Source organism: Acinetobacter sp. YH12134 (assembly GCF_013418555.1).
Classification (GTDB): Bacteria; Pseudomonadota; Gammaproteobacteria; order Pseudomonadales; family Moraxellaceae; genus Acinetobacter; species Acinetobacter indicus.
Genome location: NZ_VPBT01000001.1, coordinates 251,350 through 268,819, shown reverse-complemented (window position 1 = coordinate 268,819; position 17,470 = coordinate 251,350). Strand labels below are relative to the sequence as shown.

Below are 17,470 nucleotides of genomic sequence, written 5' to 3'. Positions count from 1 at the left end.
CCTGAAACAAGGTGAAAAATACAATTAAGCGATTCAGCCAAATGCATCGGTTGATGGATTGATCGCTCCTGTTGGCAATTTAGCCTTTCAGTTCACGCTCAAGTTGTACCAAGCAATCTGAGTTAATCGCTTGAATGTTTTTAGCACCCGTTAAGGTCATTGCGACTCGCATTTCTTTATCAATCAATTCGAGTAAATTACTCACACCCGCCCCACCTGCTGCACCTAGTGCATAAATAAAGGCACGTCCGAGCATACAAGTATCCGCACCCATCGCCAACATGCGCACCACATCTAGGCCATTACGAATACCTGAATCCACTAAAATTTTTAGATCCCCTTTCACTGCATCAGCAATTGATGGTAAAGCACGTGCAGTCGAGAGCACACCATCTAACTGACGGCCACCGTGGTTAGACACCACAATTCCGTCAGCCCCAAAACGAACAGCATCCTTAGCATCTTCTGGGTCTAAAATGCCTTTAATGACCATTGGGCCATCCCAGAATTCACGAATCCACTCCAAGTCTTTCCATGAAATAGATGGGTCAAAGTTATTGCCTAACCAACCAATATAATCTTCAAGTCCTGTTGGTTTGCCTAAGTATTTAGAGATATTGCCCAAGTCATGCGGACGACCAAGTAAGCCAACGTCCCATGCCCAGTTTGGATGCATCACTGCCTGCATATAGCGGCGCATAGCAGCATTTGGCCCACTCATGCCCGAATGTGCATCACGATAACGTGCGCCAGGCACAGGCATATCTACTGTAAAAACCAATGTTGAACAGCCAGCTGCTTTGGCACGTTCCAAAGCATTGCGCATAAAGCCACGGTCACGTAACACATAGAGCTGAAACCACATTGGGCGAGAAATGGCAGGTACCACTTCTTCAATTGGACACACCGACACAGTGGATAAAGTAAACGGAATACCTTTTTTATCAGCCGCAACTGCAGCCTGTACTTCACCACGGCGCGCGTACATGCCTGTTAAACCGACTGGCGCCAAAGCCACAGGCATCGACAAAGTTTCATTAAATAACGTGGTTTCTAAACTTAAAGCCGACATGTCATTTAATACACGTTGGCGCAAGGCAATTTGTGAAAGGTCTTCTACATTTCTTTTTAGCGTTTGTTCCGCATACGCACCTCCATCTATATAGTGAAATAAAAATGGCGGTAAACGGCGTTTAGCTGCTTCGCGGTAATCATTCGCAGAAGAAATAATCATGGCGCTATCCTGTTTAATCGACTCGCACGCTGACGACGCGCATCTTCCTCGTCTATCATGCGTACTTGTTGAACTACAAATTCAATATGTCCACACACTGCCGCACGGGCAGCTTCTGGATCCTGACGTTCAATTGCATCCATCACTTGAAAATGCTGATCATGCAACTGATCGAAACGGTGGGCTTCGGTATAAACTTTACGTCTGCCCAAAACTACGTTGTATTGCAACAAATCAAATAAGCCGCGCATCATTTGAATGAGCACCAAATTGTGCGATGCCTCGGCAATTGCCAAATGAAACTTGGCATCGGCAATTGCCGCCTGATCATCATCACCCAAAATTTGAAAATGGGCGATTTGCTCATAACAAGCACGGATTTTTTTCAAATCCTCAGCGGTTGCCCGCTGTGCGGCATACCATGCCGTACCACCTTCAAGCACCATTCGTGCTTCCTGCACATCAAAACGATAAGCAGGGTCTTCATCAATCAGGTTACTTAAAGGCTGCACAATTTGATATTGCGACCAATTGGTTGGCAGCTGTTGCAAAAAAGTACCCGCTCCAACTTTGCTGACCAGCATGCCCTGACTGGTCAATTGCTGAATAGCCTCACGCAAAGAGGAACGGGAAACCCCGAGTTGTTCACACAACTTTCTTTCGGCAGGCAATCGGTCTCCGACTTGCATCTGATTTTTTTCAACCAGTGTGCGCAGGTCTTGAACAACTTTGTCGGAAACTTTCATGCGGCTATCCTCTTGTGCATGTGGTTATGGAATCATCCATGGGAACACATAAGCTTGTAGAGTGATAATAATACCGATCATTACGGTGAACGTGATACTGTGTTTCACGGTAAAGCGGAATAAATCCGATTCTTTACCGACTAAACCGACTGCCGCACAGGCAATTGCAATCGATTGCGGCGAAATCATTTTGCCTGTAACACCACCACTGGTATTGGCAGCAACAAGTAACACTTCTGGCACACCAATTTGCTGTGCAGTTGTGGCTTGTAAGGCTGCGAATAACGCATTGGCTGATGTGTCTGAACCAGTCAGGAATACTCCAATCCAGCCTAAAAATGGCGAGAAGAAAGTAAATGCATTACCTGTATGAGCCAAAGCCAATGCCAAGGTCGCAGACATACCTGAATAATTGGCGATAAAAGCAAAGGCCAGCACCATACCAATGGAAAAAATCGGTGTTTTTAATTCATTGATGGTTTCTGCAAAGGTTTTGACAGCTTCACGTGGTTTCATTTTTAAATAAATGATGGTGATGAAAGCCGCAATCATAATTGCAGTACCCGTGGCACTCAGCCAGTCAAACTTAAAGATGGCATCGTAGTCTTTGACGTCTGCCACCACAGGCGGCATTTTTTGTACCAGTTGATGTAAAAATGGCACCTTGATGGAAATGACCCAATCATGCATTGCACCATCTTTAGCAAATAAATCTTTGAACGGTTTGATGCTCCAAATCGTAACCATCACCGTTAAAATTGCAAAGGGTGACCATGCTTTGACAATCTGCCCGATGCTGTATTTTTGCTGTTGTTCTGCAACTAAGTTGGCATCCACTTTTGTGTCTGCATCGCTAAAACGGAAAATGTGTTTTGGCTGCCAGAATTTAAACAGTACTGTTAAGCTCACCAACGATGCAATTGCAGCAGTAATATCTGGCAACTCTGGTCCAACAAAGTTAGAGGTCAGGTATTGTGCAATTGCAAAAGCACCACCACCCACCAATACCGCAGGCCAAGTTTCTTTCACACCACGCCAGCCATCCATAATTGCCATGATCCAGAACAGCACAATAGGCACCATAAATGGCAACTGACGTCCAACCATCTGGCTAATTTCCATGGTTTCTACACCCGAAACCTGACCCGCCACAATAATTGGAATCCCCATTGCGCCAAACGCAACAGGTGCGGTGTTCACAATCAGACATAAACCCGCAGCGTATAAAGGCTTAAAGCCCAAGCCCACCAATAAAGCTGCAGTAATTGCCACTGGCGCCCCAAAGCCCGCTGCACCTTCTAAAAATGTCCCAAACGCGAAGCCGACTAATAGCATCTGAAGACGCTGATCTTCTGTAATCGAAAGAATAGATGAGCGAATAATGTTAAATTGCCCTGTTTTTACAGAGATTTTATATAAAAATAATGCGCCAATAATAATCCATGCGATTGGCCACAAACCGTAGAAAAATCCATAGATCAATGAAGCAAAAGCCATTGGTGCAGGCATGCCATAGGCAAATAAAGACACTAATAACGCCAAAATCACCGTAATTGTTCCCGCAACACTTCCCTTTAAGCGAAATACAGCTAGTGCCAAAAAGAAAAAAATAATCGGGATTGATGCAATAAGACTCGAAATCCAAATATTTGCCATTGGATCATAGATCTGTTGCCAATGTTGAAGCATTGTCATCTCCTTGAAATGCTCACTCAAACGTAAACATAGGTCTAAGCGTAGAGGTAAAATTCTAATTTTGGTCTGACCAATATTGAAATAAAAATCAAAATACCCTCAATATTTGCAACAAATAATAGTTTTATACAAATAAATGTCAATATTGGTCTGATTATTTATTTAAATGGTCATACCAATTTAAATTAAGATGATCTATGTTTGCAGCATAAAAAATGCGGTGAAGAAAAATTTAAACTTTGTTTTTTCTGTAGTTTTTAAAAGGAGGGAAAAACCAAATTTATTTCGCACAGCTTTATACAACTTTAGTCCAATACAATGGAATCAGTGTGCTTTCTTCTAAGATGAATTGAACGCTTGATAAAATGAATCGTAGATAAATTCAGCTCAAGTGGCCGCTATTCGGTTTAGAAAACATGTTGGTTAAAGAATATTTTAGACAAAAAAATAACGCCATTGTTGACTGCAACAATGGCATTATCGTGTATTTATAACAGCAGATCATAAGCTTATCTGTGGGCTTAGCCTGTCACCCCACGTTTAGACGTTTTAAACGCGAAATATGCAAATCAATTTGCCCTGCAATTTCAGGTAAAATTTGCTTTAAGAACTGGCTATAGTTCATTGCATCTTCTGCTCTTAATACGCCTGCTTGTACCAATTGTTCCTGCTGTAGCAACATACTTTGTACACGGTTTAAATCAGGTTTTTGCCCTTGGCTTAACCCTGTACTAATTTGCTCAAAGCCTAAATACAACTGATCACGTTGCTGGATTAATTGCTGCATTTCAACTGCAGATACCGCAGCACGCTCTAGCATAGCGTTTGTTTCAATTACATTTTCAGATTCATCTGAAAATAGACTTTGCGTTGTTTCTATCTCTGTGGAAGCTGCGTTCGGTTTCACCCATACTGTTTCCGAAACAGTCTTATTCGGCGGTTGAAACATATACACCACGGTAAACAACACCGCGACAGCCAAAACAAAAAAGCCAATACCGAGCCATCGAGTCCCTTTCATGTGCATGCTCCATAGGTAAACCATTCTAAAATGCGCTCATTTCAAATATCGTCTTGAGCGCTTTAGTATGTTTTGCCTGTTATGATCGGCTTAAAAATTACGGCGTCGACCAATCGCTTGGTGCATAACCCAAACGTACTCGCTGTGGGTGATTCCCTACTGGCACACTGCGGACTTTTTCTCCTGTAGCGAAGTCAATCACCGTGACCACATCGGTTTCACTTTCTGAAATCACACAGCTTTTTCCATCTGGACTACGGGTTGCCCAATATGGTTTACCTGCAGGAATCAGTTTGCCAGCTTTTAAACTCTGACGGTCTACAATGGTCGCGTAATCATCCATCGTACCTGCCACACAGAGTTTTTCGCCATCGGCACTAATGGATAAACCATGATGACGTGAATCATTTACCCATTTGCTGCGGTCTTTTGGAATTGTACTGCTGCCCGGTAATTGTCCAATACGGGTGACTTTATCGGTTTTTAAGTCATATTCCACCAAACCATTAAAAAATGAAACCTGTGCATAAAGTTTGCTTTCATCTTTACTTAACACCATAGGACGTACTGAATTGGATAAATCTTTACGTCCAAAGGCATCTAAAGCAGGTCGGAAATCAATTTTTTTCAGCACCTTATAGGTATTGGCATCGGCGATGGTAATATAGCGTTTGCCCTTGGTGAAATCCTGCCATTGAGCATCCATGGAAGTTTCCACATTGCCAATTGCCGAGTTCAGAATTTTACTGCCATTAGCAAAATAGATATTTTCATGTGGCTTATCGCCCGTTGCAAAACGGCCCAGCTCTTTCCCGGTATGAATGTCCAAGACATGCACCACATTACCTGAAGATGCAGATACGGCCACACGCTGCCCATCTGGTGAAACCGCCATGTGGTCTGCACGGAAACCTTCGACTGGCGTACGCCAATTAATTTTGCCCGTTTTAATGTTGATGGATACCACATCGGCAAAACTTGGACGTGAAGCTACAATGGATTGTCCATCTGGGGTGGAATACATATCATCCACCAACTGGTCATTGCCCTCACCTGCAGTTTGTTGAATGTAAGTGTAGGCAATTAATTTCACTGGATTTAAATGAATTTCTAATAAGCGTTCTTTGCGGTCCGGAATCATATTCACCACCCCAATCTTGCCAAAATCACCGGAAGGACGAATCACTGTGACCGTTCCATCCCAGTTATTGCCCACAAAGAAAACCTGTTTGGAATTGGCCGGTGCAGGCATTTCTGTAGAGGCTGCCTGAGCAACGCTAGCGCTGAGTGCCGTGACAGCACAAACGGCCGGCAGCAGATATTTACGCAGGGTATTTTTATAGTCCATGTTATTGTTTTCCTAACCATGTGTTCATTTTTAATTTGTTCTTGTCATACTCACGTCTCAACACTGCATCAGCATAAAGACAACAGGCCCTAGAAATCTATCCGCTTGCTGTAAAATCCGACGGAAGTCCATCTGATCTTGCAAATTGAGCATCAATAAGCTCCGGTTTTTGCAATACATCTTATTAGTGCAAATCCGTAGCAGCCGTGTGCCCTTTGCAAGTTGTGCAGAAAGGATTAAACTGCGGGCACCACTTGCTTTTATGCCCTGTTCTGTGACCCACGACCTGATCCAGCTCCGTAAACAGCTGCGCAAACAACGCCGCCAGTTAAACCGCTTTCAGCAGCGTCAGACTGAACAGCAGGTATTGCAGCGGTTACGCGCCTGGCCGGCGTATCGACAGGCTCAGAAAATTGGCGTGTATTTACATGCCTTTGGTGAAATTCATACCACTAAAATCATTGAACTCTGTTTTGCCCAAGGTAAACAGGTGTATTTACCAATGATCTGTAATATGAATGACCGGCTGGTCTGGGTGCGTATTCAGCAGGGTCAATATCGCCATAAACGCTTTGCTCACCATCGTTTGGGTATGCAGGAACCGATGGCCAGTCGTGGCCGACATGTGTCCGAACTTGATCTGCTCTTGATGCCTTTACTGGCCTGTGACCGACGCGGCACCCGGATTGGGATGGGCGGCGGCTATTATGATAAAACGCTGGCCAGCGCCCCGACCACACCGCTGCGGGTCGGCCTGTGTCATGATTTCCAGATTGTGGATGTCCCTTTGGCGCGTGAAGCCTGGGATCAGCCGTTAGATGCCCTGATCAGTCCACATTTCCAGTATTCTTTTAAGCGCAAGTTTGCGATTTATAATCATTAACAATAAATTAAAATCATTAACTTAGCTAAATTTCCAACAATTTATAGACTTCGGCCCTTGTAATTTTTAAATTACCCATCACTATAAAAAACATGGCAACACCGTTGTCACTCATTAGGAGTGCCCATGTCTGAAATTATTATGAATGAACAAACCTTAGAGCCTCAGGTTCCAAGTGTATTACCGCTTTTAGCGCTACGTGACGTGGTGGTTTATCCGCACATGCAAATTGCGCTATTTGTAGGTCGTGAAAAATCGATCAATGCAGTTGATGTGGCTCGTAACAGTGACAATCTAGTATTTGTAGTTGCGCAAAAAGATTCGCTTACAGAAGAAATTGATCACGACAATTTATATCAATACGGTACTGTCGCGAAGATTGTGCAAGTTGTGAATCACGAAAATGATGAGAACTGCATCAAAGTCCTGATTGAAGGTCTGCATCGCTCGAAGCTGGTCGAAATTATCGAAGAAGAGGACCATCTAAAAGCAGAACATCAGTTAAGCCCAATGACAGTTGCGGTAGACAGTGAGGTTCAGGCCACACGTGTGCTCGAATTGCGTGCCCTGTTTGCACAATATGCCGAAGCAAAATTACGGAATGCACGTGAACTGATTGCCGCGGTCAACAAAATTGATGACCTGCTGCAATTGCTGTTTTTCGTGGCGACCCGCGTTCCACTGAATATCGAAGTGAAACAGAAATTCCTGGAACACGATGAGTTTGAAGCACATTTACAGGAACTCATGACCTATTTGCTGCAACAGTCTGAAGAACAGCAGATTGAGCAAACCCTGCATGATTCTGTCAAACGCCAGATGGAAAAAAACCAGCGCGAATACTTCCTAAATGAAAAAATGAAAGTCATTCAGCGCGAACTTTCCGATATGAATGGCGGTGCGGAAGATGACGTTGCGGAAATTGAAAAACGTTTGGCCGAAGCCGATTTACCGGAACACGTGCGTAAAAAAGCCGAGTCTGAACTGCGCAAGTTAAAAGCCATGCAACCGGCATCAAGTGAAGCGGCGGTGGTCCGCAACTATCTTGAAGTGATTCTGGATACGCCGTGGAACAAGGCCAGCAAAGTCAGCATCAACCTGAATAAAGCGCAGGAAATTCTGGATGCCGATCATTATGGTCTGGACGAAGTCAAAGAACGCATTGTGGAATATCTGGCTGTTCAATCACGCGTGAAAAAACTGCGTGGTCCTATTCTGTGTCTGGTAGGTCCTCCGGGTGTTGGTAAAACCTCTTTGGGTGAATCAATTGCTAAAGCCACTGGCCGTGAATTTGTACGTATGGCGCTGGGCGGCGTACGTGATGAAGCGGAAATCCGTGGTCACCGTCGTACCTATATTGGCGCGATGCCAGGTAAAATTGTACAGTCTTTAACCAAGGTTGGCGTCAAGAACCCGCTGTTCCTGCTCGACGAAATTGACAAGATGGCACAAGATTACCGTGGCGATCCTGCCTCGGCGATGCTGGAAGTACTCGATCCATCACAGAACAACAAGTTCAATGATCACTATTTAGATCTGGACCTGGACCTGTCTGAAGTGATGTTTATCTGTACTGCCAACAGCATGAATATTCCCGAAGCGCTTCTGGACCGTATGGAAGTGATTCGTCTTCCGGGTTATACCGAAGAAGAAAAAGTGAATATCGCCGATCGCTATCTGGTGCCAAAAGCCATCAAGAATAACGGTTTACGTGGCAAAGAACTGACCGTACATGAAGAAGCAATTCGTGACATCGTACGTCGTTATACCCGTGAAGCCGGTGTACGTAGCCTGGAACGTGAAGTCTCTAAAATTGCACGTAAAGTGGTCAAAGAAGCGGTCAGCAAAAAAGCCAAAAACCTGCAGGTTGAGGTCAACGCGGGCAACTTGCCAGACTACTTGGGTCCACACAAATTCGACTTCGGCATGGCGGAAGAAGAAGCAGAAGTGGGTCGCGTAAATGGTTTGGCCTGGACCTCTGTGGGCGGTGAATTACTGACCATTGAAGTGGCGACCATGAAAGGCAAAGGCACTTTCATTACCACCGGTTCACTCGGTGATGTCATGCAGGAGTCGATTAAAGCAGCCATGACTGTGGTGCGTACCCGTGCCGACTCTTTAGGCATTGAGTCTTCAGTCTTTGCTGAAACTGATGTACACGTGCATTTACCTGAAGGTGCTACACCAAAAGATGGTCCATCGGCAGGTCTGGCGCTGACTACCGCGCTGGTGTCGGCCTTTACCGGTATTCCAATCCGTCCGGATATTGCCATGACCGGTGAAACCAGCTTGCGTGGTCGTGCTATGCGCATTGGTGGCTTGAAAGAGAAACTGTTAGCCGCACACCGTGGTGGTATTAAACTGGTATTTATTCCACAGGAAAACGTCCGTGACCTGGCGGAAATTCCGGATAACGTCAAAGACGGTCTGGAAATTAAAGCAGTGAAATCCATTGATGAGATTTTACCGCTGGCATTAACCTCAATGCCAAAACCGCTGGTGAAAGCACCGATTGTAAAACCGGTAGAAGAGGGTAAGGCTGCACGTCACTAAGTGGTGCCTTCATATCTTCTCCACAAAAGAGAGCTTCCGCTCTCTTTTGTTGTTTTCGGGTGATGAAATGTTCCACTTGAAAAATTTCCGTTCATCTCCATCTATAATAATACAGAGCATATTGCTGTAAGTTTCTTTTTTTATTCCTGCTCATCGTATGGCCATTCAAACTCCAGATGAATGGCCTGTTTGACCGCAGTCCTACTCTATTTCAGGGCTGCGTTTTTTATGGCCGCTTATGGCGTCACCCCGAGCAGTTGATGAATCAGCCCATCAATCACCTGGCCCATTTTGGTGACATTTAAAGTATCCAGCGTATCCTTTTCGGTATGATAATTCGGATTACGATAATGCGAAGTATCGGTAATCAGCAGTGCTGGAATATCATGCTGCCAATAACTGCGATGATCCGAAAACCCGGCTGCACTGACAAACGCCGGCATCACCAGCCGTTCACACTGCAATTTATCTAACAGGCGCATCTGCTGACAGTATTGCTCACCCAGCGCATTGGACTGAAAATTACTGATCGCGGCAATATAATTGCCATGACTTGGATAAATCCATTTTAACCCCATCGGATACTGCTGGATTAAACGCGAATCATAGTAGCCAATCATTTCCAGCACATAGACTGCCTGAATATGCTCTTTTTCGGCCAGAATAGATTTGGCATGTACCTGACTGCCCATAAACTCGGTCTGATAATACGGTGCTTCTTGCAGGGTATAAAAAACAAACTCGACATTATGCGGCAGCTTGGTTTTTTCCTGGCTTAAGATACGCGCTATTTCAATTAATCCGGCCACACCGGAAGCATTGTCATCGGCGCCCTTCTGGTTGCCATGCACATCATAATGCGCACCTAAAATCACCCGATCTGAACGGCCCACCTTTAAATGACAGACCACATTGCGATAACTTTTTCCATTGACCGGATAAGTCTGGTACTGGCATGGAATGCCGAATAAACGCATCTGCTCTTTAATCCAGGCCGAAACCCGGTTCAATTCTTCAATATTTTTATGATTGCGGTACACACCCGGCGGCCCGATAATCTGCTGCAAATAGACTTTCAAGTTTTGTGGATCGGCCGGTTCATATAATGAAATGGCGGCGGATAGCGGCTGCATCCAGCCCAGCAGCAAAGTACAACCCAATATCCCTAAACCGTTTTTAATCTGTTGAAATAACCACATTTATTATTGTTCCATACAAAAGCAGGTTTTATTGTCCTGTGGCTCATTAAAGCAACAGCAGCATACAGATTACAATTTCAAATTGTGTCTTTTCTCCTGCACAAGCGGCTTTCAAGGTTATAATTACTTTTCATTTTCTTGCCTGTTTTATTATGAAAATCCGTATTCTGACCATTGGTCAAAAAATGCCGGCTTGGGTACTGACTGGTTTTGAAGATTATTTCAAACGTATACAGCCTTTTGTACAAACCCAGATTATTGAATTGCCGATGGCCAAACGTGGCAAAAATGATTCAGAAGCCGATATTTTAAAATACCGGCAGATTGAAGGTGATAGCATCTTAAATGCCCTGAAAGCCAATGAAACCCTGATTGCACTGGAAGTGGGTGGGCGTGAATTCAGCACCGAAAAACTGGCTGAAACCATGAAAGGCTGGATGCTGGAAGGCAATGATATTGCCCTGGCCATTGGCGGCCCGGATGGTCATTCGGAAGCAGTGCGTAAAGCTGCAGCATGGCACTGGTCCTTATCCAAACTGACCCTGCCGCATCCACTGGTGCGAGTGATGCTGATTGAACAGCTGTACCGGGCCATGAGCATTAACCATAATCATCCTTATCATCGGGCGGGTTAAGAAAACCCTACCCATTGTTTCGTATTTAGAACATTCTGTTGAACCCGACCCGGTTTAATAAAGCATGTCGCTTTGACATGATAGGACCAGAATCGTGACATAGGCTTTCATTATGAATTTACAGACCCTTCCCGGCTTATTTATATCGCATGGTTCGCCTATGCTCGCGCTCAATCCTGAACAGGTCGGGCCGGCACTTGCCCGTTTAAGCACCAATCTGCCGAAACCGCAGGCGATTGTGGTGATGTCGGCGCATTGGGAAAGTCGCAGTCTTGAAGTCAACACCGGTATTCGTCCAGAAACTTGGCATGATTTCCGCGGCTTCCCGGAAGAGCTGTACCAGATTCGCTATCCGGCGCCAGGACAACCGGAACTGGCCGAAGAAATATTACAGCTACTGGCCAATGCCGGTTTTAATGCGCATGCCAACAGCACCCGCCCGCGCGATCATGGGGTATGGATGCCATTGCTGCATATGTATCCTGAAGCCGACATTCCGGTAATTGAAGTGTCGTTGCCGATGCATCTGCAAGCTGCAGATCTGTACAAGATTGGCCAGACCTTGGCGGTGTTACGTGAACGCCAAATTCTGCTGATTGGTTCAGGCAGTATTACCCATAATTTAAGAGAGTTATCTTGGGACAACCAGCACAGCGCGGTGCCAGAATGGGCTTCGACCTTCCGTAATTATGTGGTCAGCAAACTGGCGCATCAGGACTATGATGCGGTACTGGACTGGCCGACCATTCCGTATGTCAATCGCAACCATCCAACCATCGAACATCTGGCCCCCCTGTTTTTTAGCATGGGCACCGGTTATCGTTTTAGTATTGTGCATAGCAGTTTTACCATGGGTGCACTGGGTATGGATATTTACCGTTTTGACTAAAATCTAGCGCGACCAAACATAACTTTTTATTATTTATTAACAAAAAATTATTTATGGATACATTTTGCAACCGGAAAGGGGCAAATGTATCCATTTTTTTAAATAGCAAATCGGTTATATTCTGATGAATTTCCGATAAGTGCTTTATTTATAAAATGAAACTCAAATATTTAGCTATTTTACTTTTCCCTTTAAGCTTGGCCGCTTGCCAGAGTAGTGATCTGCAACGTGCGGGAGATCTTGCAGTGTCTGTATTACAACAACAAAATACCGATAAGATTGTCAGCGCTTACCAATGGTCTTTAGATACCGGCACAGCCAAACCCTTGACCCTGAATTTTAATGACAATGGCCGTTTAAGTATTGGCACCAGCTGTAACCAGATGGGCGGTAACTGGCAGATTAACAACAACCAGTTGCAGGTCGGTATGTTAATCAGTACCGAAATGGCCTGTGAAGCCAGCGCCATGCAGCAGGAACGTTTTGCCGCTGCCCTGTTCCAGAAACCTGTCAGCGTGCAGCTGGACATGAAAGATACACAGCAACCGAGCTTGATCTTGACCGCTGCAGATGGCCAGCAACATACTTTTCAGGGCAAAATGACGCCGGAAACCAAATACCAGTCGGCCGGTGAAACCATCTTCCTGGAAATTTCCCCGGAAACCAAAGCCTGTACCGGCGTTGCTCCACAAACCTGCTTGCAGGTACGCGAAGTCAAATACAATGAACAGGGTCTGAAAACCCAAGTTGATCAGGACTGGACTTTATTCTATGACCAAATTGAAGGCTTTCAGCACAATCCGAATGAACGCCAGATTATTAGGGTCAAGCGTTATGAACTGAAAAACCCGGCGGCTGATCAATCCAAATATGCCTATGTACACGATATGACGGTTGAAACTGGCCGGATCAATTAACAGCAGATCTTAAAAAAATAACCCATAAAAAAACCGAGGTCAGTGCCTCGGTTTTTTTCAGCTTATACGCAGTTAAAACTTAGTATACGCCTTGAGCCAGCATTGCATCAGCAACTTTTACGAAGCCTGCAATGTTTGCGCCGTCTACGTAGTTAACAGTACCATCTTCCTGAGTACCGTATTTCACGCAGTTACGGTGAATTTCTTTCATGATTGCGTGTAAACGCTCATCTACTTCTTCAAACGTCCAGCCCAAACGTAATGCGTTTTGAGACATTTCCAGACCAGAAGTCGCTACACCACCAGCATTTGATGCTTTACCTGGTGCATACAGAATTTTCGCCTCAACGAATTTCTCAACTGCGTCTAAAGTAGACGGCATGTTGGCACCTTCAGCCACACAGATTGCACCGTTAGCCAGTAATACCTCAGCATCTTCACCGTTTAACTCGTTTTGAGTTGCACATGGCAGCGCGATGTCACACTTGATACCCCAAGGACGTTTGCCTTCCAAGTATTCAAAACCGTGTTTAGACGCAAATTCAGAGATACGGCCACGTTTGATGTTTTTCAGATCCATCACTTCTTTCAGCAATTCGTCTGTGAAACCATCTTTCACATACACAGTACCGTTAGAGTCAGACAGTGAAACCACTTTCGCGCCCAGGAACATGGCTTTTTCAGCAGCGTATTGCGCGACGTTACCTGAACCAGAGATTGCTACGACTTTGTCTTTGAAGCTGTCGCCACGAGTTTTCAGCATTTCCTCAGCGAAATAAACTGTACCGTAACCTGTTGCTTCTGGACGTGCCAAAGAACCACCAAATGTTAAGCCTTTGCCCGTGAACACACATGAAGTGTCATTGCTCAGCTTTTTCATCATACCGGCCATATAGCCAACTTCACGGCCACCTACACCAATATCACCCGCCGGGATATCTGTGTCTGAACCTAAATGACGATAAAGCTCGATCATTAACGCCTGGCAGAAACGCATGATTTCGCCTTCAGATTTACCTTTAGGGTCAAAGTCTGAACCGCCTTTACCGCCGCCCATTGGCAAAGTAGTTAAGGCATTTTTGAAAGTCTGTTCAAAACCTAAGAATTTCAGGATAGACAGGTTCACTGACGGGTGAAAACGCATACCACCTTTGAATGGACCAATTGCCGAGTTGTATTGAACACGGAACGCACGGTTCACATGAGTTTGACCCTGATCATCTACCCAGGAAACGCGGAACTGGATCGCACGTTCTGGCTCGACTAAACGCTCTAACAGACCATGTGCAGCGTATTGAGGATTCTTTTCAATGAATGGCCACAGGCTGGTCATCACCTCTTCTACTGCTTGTAGAAACTCTGGTTGATAGGCATCACGTGTTTTAACGTAATCTAGGAAATCGTTAAGGCTGTTATATTTCAACGCTTAATCCTCAGCAGAATGTTGGATCAAAATTGGGCAAAATTTCAATCAATGATTTATTTTGGCGCAAAATATTAAATATCTTTTGTTAACAATCTACAATAGTTTTTTTCAAAAAACTTTATTTAATCCATATTTTCAATAAATTAGATTGATCAAAATTGAAAAATTATTCCATTTTTTGTAAGCAAATATGTATTTAAAATTGGCCATTTTGCCCAAAAATAAAGCAGATTATGGTCCAACTTTGTACACAAGCTTAATGCTTGAAAACATGCTAGAATCTGCGGCTCAGGTTTATTGTTCGCTTTCTCTGCGCCCTTCGCAGCCGTGGTTTTTACATGAATTCGCAAATTGCTCTCATCCAGAATATTGATGCCTTGCTTCCTCAAACCCAATGCGGTTTATGTGGACATCGGGATGGATGTTTACCCTATGCAAAGTCGATTGCCGAAGGTGAAGCCGCCAATAAATGTGTACCGGGCGGTCAACCGGTTGCCGATGCGCTGGCCAAACTGCTAGGCAGAGAACGCTTAACTGCCGAAGCCAGTGTCTGGCCCATTCAGTCCGATGGCCGTCCGCAGCGTATGAAAGCGGTGATTCGTGAAGATGAATGTATTGGCTGTACCAAATGTATTAATGCCTGCCCGGTCGATGCCATTTTAGGTTCCGGCAAACTGATGCACAGCATTCTGACCGACCTGTGTACCGGCTGTGAACTGTGTATTCCACCCTGCCCGGTGGACTGTATTGATCTGGTTGAAGATGTCAAACCCGTACCCACAGACGCGGAACGGATGAGCGAGCAGAAGGATTTACGCCAGCGCTATTATGCGCACATTCAGCGTGAAGAGCTGCGCCGCCTGCACCGTAAAGGGCCCGTGGTGCGTGCTGAAATTGATACCGCGCTGTTTGCCCAGTTCTCGCAGCAGACCGATGCCGTACCGGAAATCCAGATGGTTGAAAAAGCCGATCATCCGGCTGTCACCCACGATGCCAAAACCACCATTGAGCTGGCCAAGCTCAGAACCCAGATCAAAAAATTAGAAAAACAGCTGAATGTGCGTGAAGACGCCAACAAGCGCGCGCAACTGGCGCAGCTTCAGCAACAATTACAGCACTTACAGGGAGAGGCCTAATTCATGAGCAGCGCAATCAAACCGGTAAAAAACTTGACCCGAAAGCAGGTCTATACCTTTTTTGAGCGCTTGCGTGAACAACGGCCGCATCCAACCACCGAACTGAATTTCTCCTCACCGTTTGAATTACTGGTGGCAGTGACCTTATCGGCGCAGGCCACCGACGTCAGCGTGAACAAAGCCACAGATAAGTTATTTCCAGTAGCGAATACTCCGGAAGCGATTTATGCACTGGGGGTTGATGGGCTAAAGGACTATATCAAGACCATTGGCCTATATAATTCCAAAGCGGAAAATGTGATTAAGGCCTGTAAAATCCTGATTGAAAAGCATAACAGCCAGGTACCGGAAAATCGGGCCGATCTGGAAGCCTTGCCGGGTGTGGGGCGTAAAACAGCCAATGTGGTGCTGAACACAGCGTTTGGTCAACCGACCATGGCAGTTGATACCCATATTTTCCGTGTCGGCAACCGGACCGGTTTAGCCGTGGGTAAAAATGTGCTGGAAGTGGAACACCGTCTGGTGAAAGTGATTCCGAAAGAATTTATCGTTGATGCACATCACTGGCTAATTCTGCATGGCCGCTATTGTTGCATTGCCCGCAAGCCTAAATGTCATGAATGTGTAGTGGCCGATGTCTGTAACTGGCCAGACCGGTTTGAGTTTGGAGCTGCGCGCCAGATTGCAGTCAAAAATATTGAAGCTGAATCCTGAATTCAGCTTTTTTTATACTTGAAGATGACCTGCGCTGCATATTCGAGGTAGATCATTCAATAATGCTGACCTAAGCCGGGCGACCAAAAGCCGCTTAGTCTTGTGCGTCTTTATCTTGCGCTTTTTTCTGCTGCTCTAATTGCGCCTGCAATTTAGGATGCAATTGACGTTGCTGTGGCTGGTTGGCATTTTCAGCACGTTCTTCCTGACGCACTTTCAGCAGCATTTTATAGCTGATATAAAACAGACCCACCAACATGGCCAGGAACAGCACCATTAAAATTAACACACCAATTTTCACCGAGGCAGTTTCCTTATACGCACGCAAATAAAAAAGGAGCCCTACTATGACCGAGGACTCCCTTAAAGTCAAAACAATCAGCGGGTGATTATTTTGCCTGATCTAAAATTGCGAACAGATCCGCTTGTACGTCTTCAATTGGACGCAGACCGTTAAGTTTGTCATACGTCGGTGCATTTTCACCTGTCGCTGCGCGGCCTTGGTAGAAACCAACCAGCTGCTCAGTTTCAGTGTGGTAAGACGCTAAACGCTTACGAATGGTTTCTTCCTGGTCATCTGGACGTTGTACCAGATCTTCACCCGTTTCATCATCTTTACCTTCCACTTTTGGCGGATTGTAAACGATGTGATAAACACGACCAGAAGCCGGGTGCTGACGGCGACCAGACAGACGCTGTACGATTTCTTCGTCCGGTACATCAATTTCAATCACGTGATCAATGTTGATACCTTCTTTTTCCAGCGCTTCCGCTTGTGGAATAGTACGCGGGAAACCATCAAAAATGCAGCCATTGGCACAATCAGGTTGAGCAATACGCTCTTTCACTAAACCGATGATCAATTCATCTGAAACCAGACCACCGCTTTCCATTACGTTTTTAGCCTGTAGACCTAATTCAGTACCTTCACGAATCGCAGCACGGAGCATATCACCGGTTGAAATTTGTGGGATATTGTAGCGCTTACAGATCAACTGAGCTTGTGTACCTTTACCTGCTCCAGGTGGTCCGAGTAAGATAATGCGCATAAAAAAACATCCTCATTTTTAACAA

General features: G+C 45.2%; 16 protein-coding genes. 7 read left to right on the top strand and 9 right to left on the bottom strand.

Annotated elements, in window-relative coordinates; translation table 11 throughout:
* Positions 1-79 precede the first annotated feature (79 nt).
* From lldD to FTU69_RS01245, 5 genes are all read right to left on the bottom strand, one after another.
* Entirely contained in the window at positions 80-1,234 is a 1,155-nt protein-coding gene (lldD, locus tag FTU69_RS01265; protein ID WP_180103374.1) for an FMN-dependent L-lactate dehydrogenase LldD, read from the bottom strand.
* Complete coding sequence (lldR, locus tag FTU69_RS01260) at positions 1,231-1,980, bottom strand: transcriptional regulator LldR (RefSeq protein WP_005179260.1); 750 nt, start codon at positions 1,978-1,980, stop codon at positions 1,231-1,233. Before lldR ends, lldD begins: the two co-directional genes overlap by 4 nt.
* 24 nt (positions 1,981-2,004) lie before the next feature.
* Positions 2,005-3,675: an L-lactate permease gene (gene lldP / locus FTU69_RS01255; protein WP_180103373.1), complete on the bottom strand. Its 1,671-nt coding sequence runs from the start codon at positions 3,673-3,675 to the stop codon at positions 2,005-2,007.
* Between the two features lie 529 nt (positions 3,676-4,204).
* Positions 4,205-4,696, bottom strand: coding sequence for a hypothetical protein (locus FTU69_RS01250; RefSeq protein ID WP_228278776.1), 492 nt, complete (start codon positions 4,694-4,696; stop codon positions 4,205-4,207).
* A gap of 97 nt (positions 4,697-4,793) precedes the next feature.
* Positions 4,794-6,044, bottom strand: coding sequence for a YncE family protein (locus tag FTU69_RS01245; RefSeq protein ID WP_180103372.1), 1,251 nt, complete (start codon positions 6,042-6,044; stop codon positions 4,794-4,796).
* 274 nt (positions 6,045-6,318) lie between these two features.
* Between FTU69_RS01245 and FTU69_RS01240 the strand changes: the two genes are divergently transcribed.
* Complete coding sequence (locus tag FTU69_RS01240; protein ID WP_168384622.1) at positions 6,319-6,927, top strand: 5-formyltetrahydrofolate cyclo-ligase; 609 nt, start codon at positions 6,319-6,321, stop codon at positions 6,925-6,927.
* 126 nt (positions 6,928-7,053) lie between these two features.
* Positions 7,054-9,480, top strand: a complete 2,427-nt coding sequence (gene lon / locus FTU69_RS01235; RefSeq protein ID WP_016659256.1) for an endopeptidase La — start codon at positions 7,054-7,056, stop codon at positions 9,478-9,480.
* A 236-nt stretch (positions 9,481-9,716) separates the two neighbouring features.
* Here the strand turns inward: lon and FTU69_RS01230 are convergent, their stop codons facing one another.
* Positions 9,717-10,679 (bottom strand): M28 family peptidase, encoded by a 963-nt coding sequence (locus FTU69_RS01230; protein WP_180103371.1) that lies wholly within the window; start codon positions 10,677-10,679, stop codon positions 9,717-9,719.
* A 152-nt stretch (positions 10,680-10,831) separates the two neighbouring features.
* Between FTU69_RS01230 and rlmH the strand changes: the two genes are divergently transcribed.
* The 3 genes from rlmH (at position 10,832) to FTU69_RS01215 (ending at position 13,120) form a co-directional block, all read left to right on the top strand.
* Complete coding sequence (rlmH, locus tag FTU69_RS01225) at positions 10,832-11,314, top strand: 23S rRNA (pseudouridine(1915)-N(3))-methyltransferase RlmH (protein ID WP_005179274.1); 483 nt, start codon at positions 10,832-10,834, stop codon at positions 11,312-11,314.
* Positions 11,315-11,426: 112 nt separating this feature from the next.
* The gene (locus tag FTU69_RS01220; protein ID WP_180103370.1) at positions 11,427-12,203 is read left to right on the top strand and encodes a dioxygenase; all 777 of its coding nucleotides are present in this window, start codon (positions 11,427-11,429) and stop codon (positions 12,201-12,203) included.
* A gap of 155 nt (positions 12,204-12,358) precedes the next feature.
* Complete coding sequence (locus FTU69_RS01215) at positions 12,359-13,120, top strand: META and DUF4377 domain-containing protein (RefSeq protein ID WP_168397555.1); 762 nt, start codon at positions 12,359-12,361, stop codon at positions 13,118-13,120.
* A 79-nt stretch (positions 13,121-13,199) separates the two neighbouring features.
* Here the strand turns inward: FTU69_RS01215 and gdhA are convergent, their stop codons facing one another.
* The gene (gene gdhA / locus FTU69_RS01210; protein ID WP_005179279.1) at positions 13,200-14,543 is read right to left on the bottom strand and encodes an NADP-specific glutamate dehydrogenase; all 1,344 of its coding nucleotides are present in this window, start codon (positions 14,541-14,543) and stop codon (positions 13,200-13,202) included.
* 341 nt (positions 14,544-14,884) lie between these two features.
* Here gdhA and FTU69_RS01205 point away from each other — a divergent pair, with 341 nt between their 5' ends.
* Positions 14,885-15,682 (top strand): RnfABCDGE type electron transport complex subunit B, encoded by a 798-nt coding sequence (locus FTU69_RS01205; RefSeq protein ID WP_180103369.1) that lies wholly within the window; start codon positions 14,885-14,887, stop codon positions 15,680-15,682.
* A 3-nt stretch (positions 15,683-15,685) separates the two neighbouring features.
* On the top strand, positions 15,686-16,396 hold the full coding sequence (gene nth, locus FTU69_RS01200) for an endonuclease III (protein ID WP_180103368.1): 711 nt from the start codon (positions 15,686-15,688) through the stop codon (positions 16,394-16,396).
* Between the two features lie 94 nt (positions 16,397-16,490).
* Here the strand turns inward: nth and FTU69_RS01195 are convergent, their stop codons facing one another.
* Both FTU69_RS01195 and adk read right to left on the bottom strand, forming a co-directional pair.
* Complete coding sequence (locus FTU69_RS01195) at positions 16,491-16,697, bottom strand: hypothetical protein (protein ID WP_104487352.1); 207 nt, start codon at positions 16,695-16,697, stop codon at positions 16,491-16,493.
* Between the two features lie 88 nt (positions 16,698-16,785).
* On the bottom strand, positions 16,786-17,445 hold the full coding sequence (gene adk / locus FTU69_RS01190) for an adenylate kinase (RefSeq protein WP_005179287.1): 660 nt from the start codon (positions 17,443-17,445) through the stop codon (positions 16,786-16,788).
* Between the last annotated feature and the right edge of the window lie 25 nt (positions 17,446-17,470).

Bases quoted from the DNA above. Each gene is read 5' to 3' on its own strand.
- FTU69_RS01215 (WP_168397555.1), top strand. From the start codon at position 12,359: ATGAAACTCAAATATTTAGCTATTTTACTTTTCCCTTTAAGCTTGGCC.
- FTU69_RS01220 (WP_180103370.1), top strand. From the start codon at position 11,427: ATGAATTTACAGACCCTTCCCGGCTTATTTATATCGCATGGTTCGCCT.
- lldP (WP_180103373.1), bottom strand. From the start codon at position 3,675: ATGACAATGCTTCAACATTGGCAACAGATCTATGATCCAATGGCAAAT.
- adk (WP_005179287.1), bottom strand. From the start codon at position 17,445: ATGCGCATTATCTTACTCGGACCACCTGGAGCAGGTAAAGGTACACAA.
- lldD (WP_180103374.1), bottom strand. From the start codon at position 1,234: ATGATTATTTCTTCTGCGAATGATTACCGCGAAGCAGCTAAACGCCGT.
- FTU69_RS01205 (WP_180103369.1), top strand. From the start codon at position 14,885: ATGAATTCGCAAATTGCTCTCATCCAGAATATTGATGCCTTGCTTCCT.
- lon (WP_016659256.1), top strand. From the start codon at position 7,054: ATGTCTGAAATTATTATGAATGAACAAACCTTAGAGCCTCAGGTTCCA.
- FTU69_RS01230 (WP_180103371.1), bottom strand. From the start codon at position 10,679: ATGTGGTTATTTCAACAGATTAAAAACGGTTTAGGGATATTGGGTTGT.
- nth (WP_180103368.1), top strand. From the start codon at position 15,686: ATGAGCAGCGCAATCAAACCGGTAAAAAACTTGACCCGAAAGCAGGTC.
- FTU69_RS01250 (WP_228278776.1), bottom strand. From the start codon at position 4,696: ATGAAAGGGACTCGATGGCTCGGTATTGGCTTTTTTGTTTTGGCTGTC.
- FTU69_RS01245 (WP_180103372.1), bottom strand. From the start codon at position 6,044: ATGGACTATAAAAATACCCTGCGTAAATATCTGCTGCCGGCCGTTTGT.
- lldR (WP_005179260.1), bottom strand. From the start codon at position 1,980: ATGAAAGTTTCCGACAAAGTTGTTCAAGACCTGCGCACACTGGTTGAA.
- rlmH (WP_005179274.1), top strand. From the start codon at position 10,832: ATGAAAATCCGTATTCTGACCATTGGTCAAAAAATGCCGGCTTGGGTA.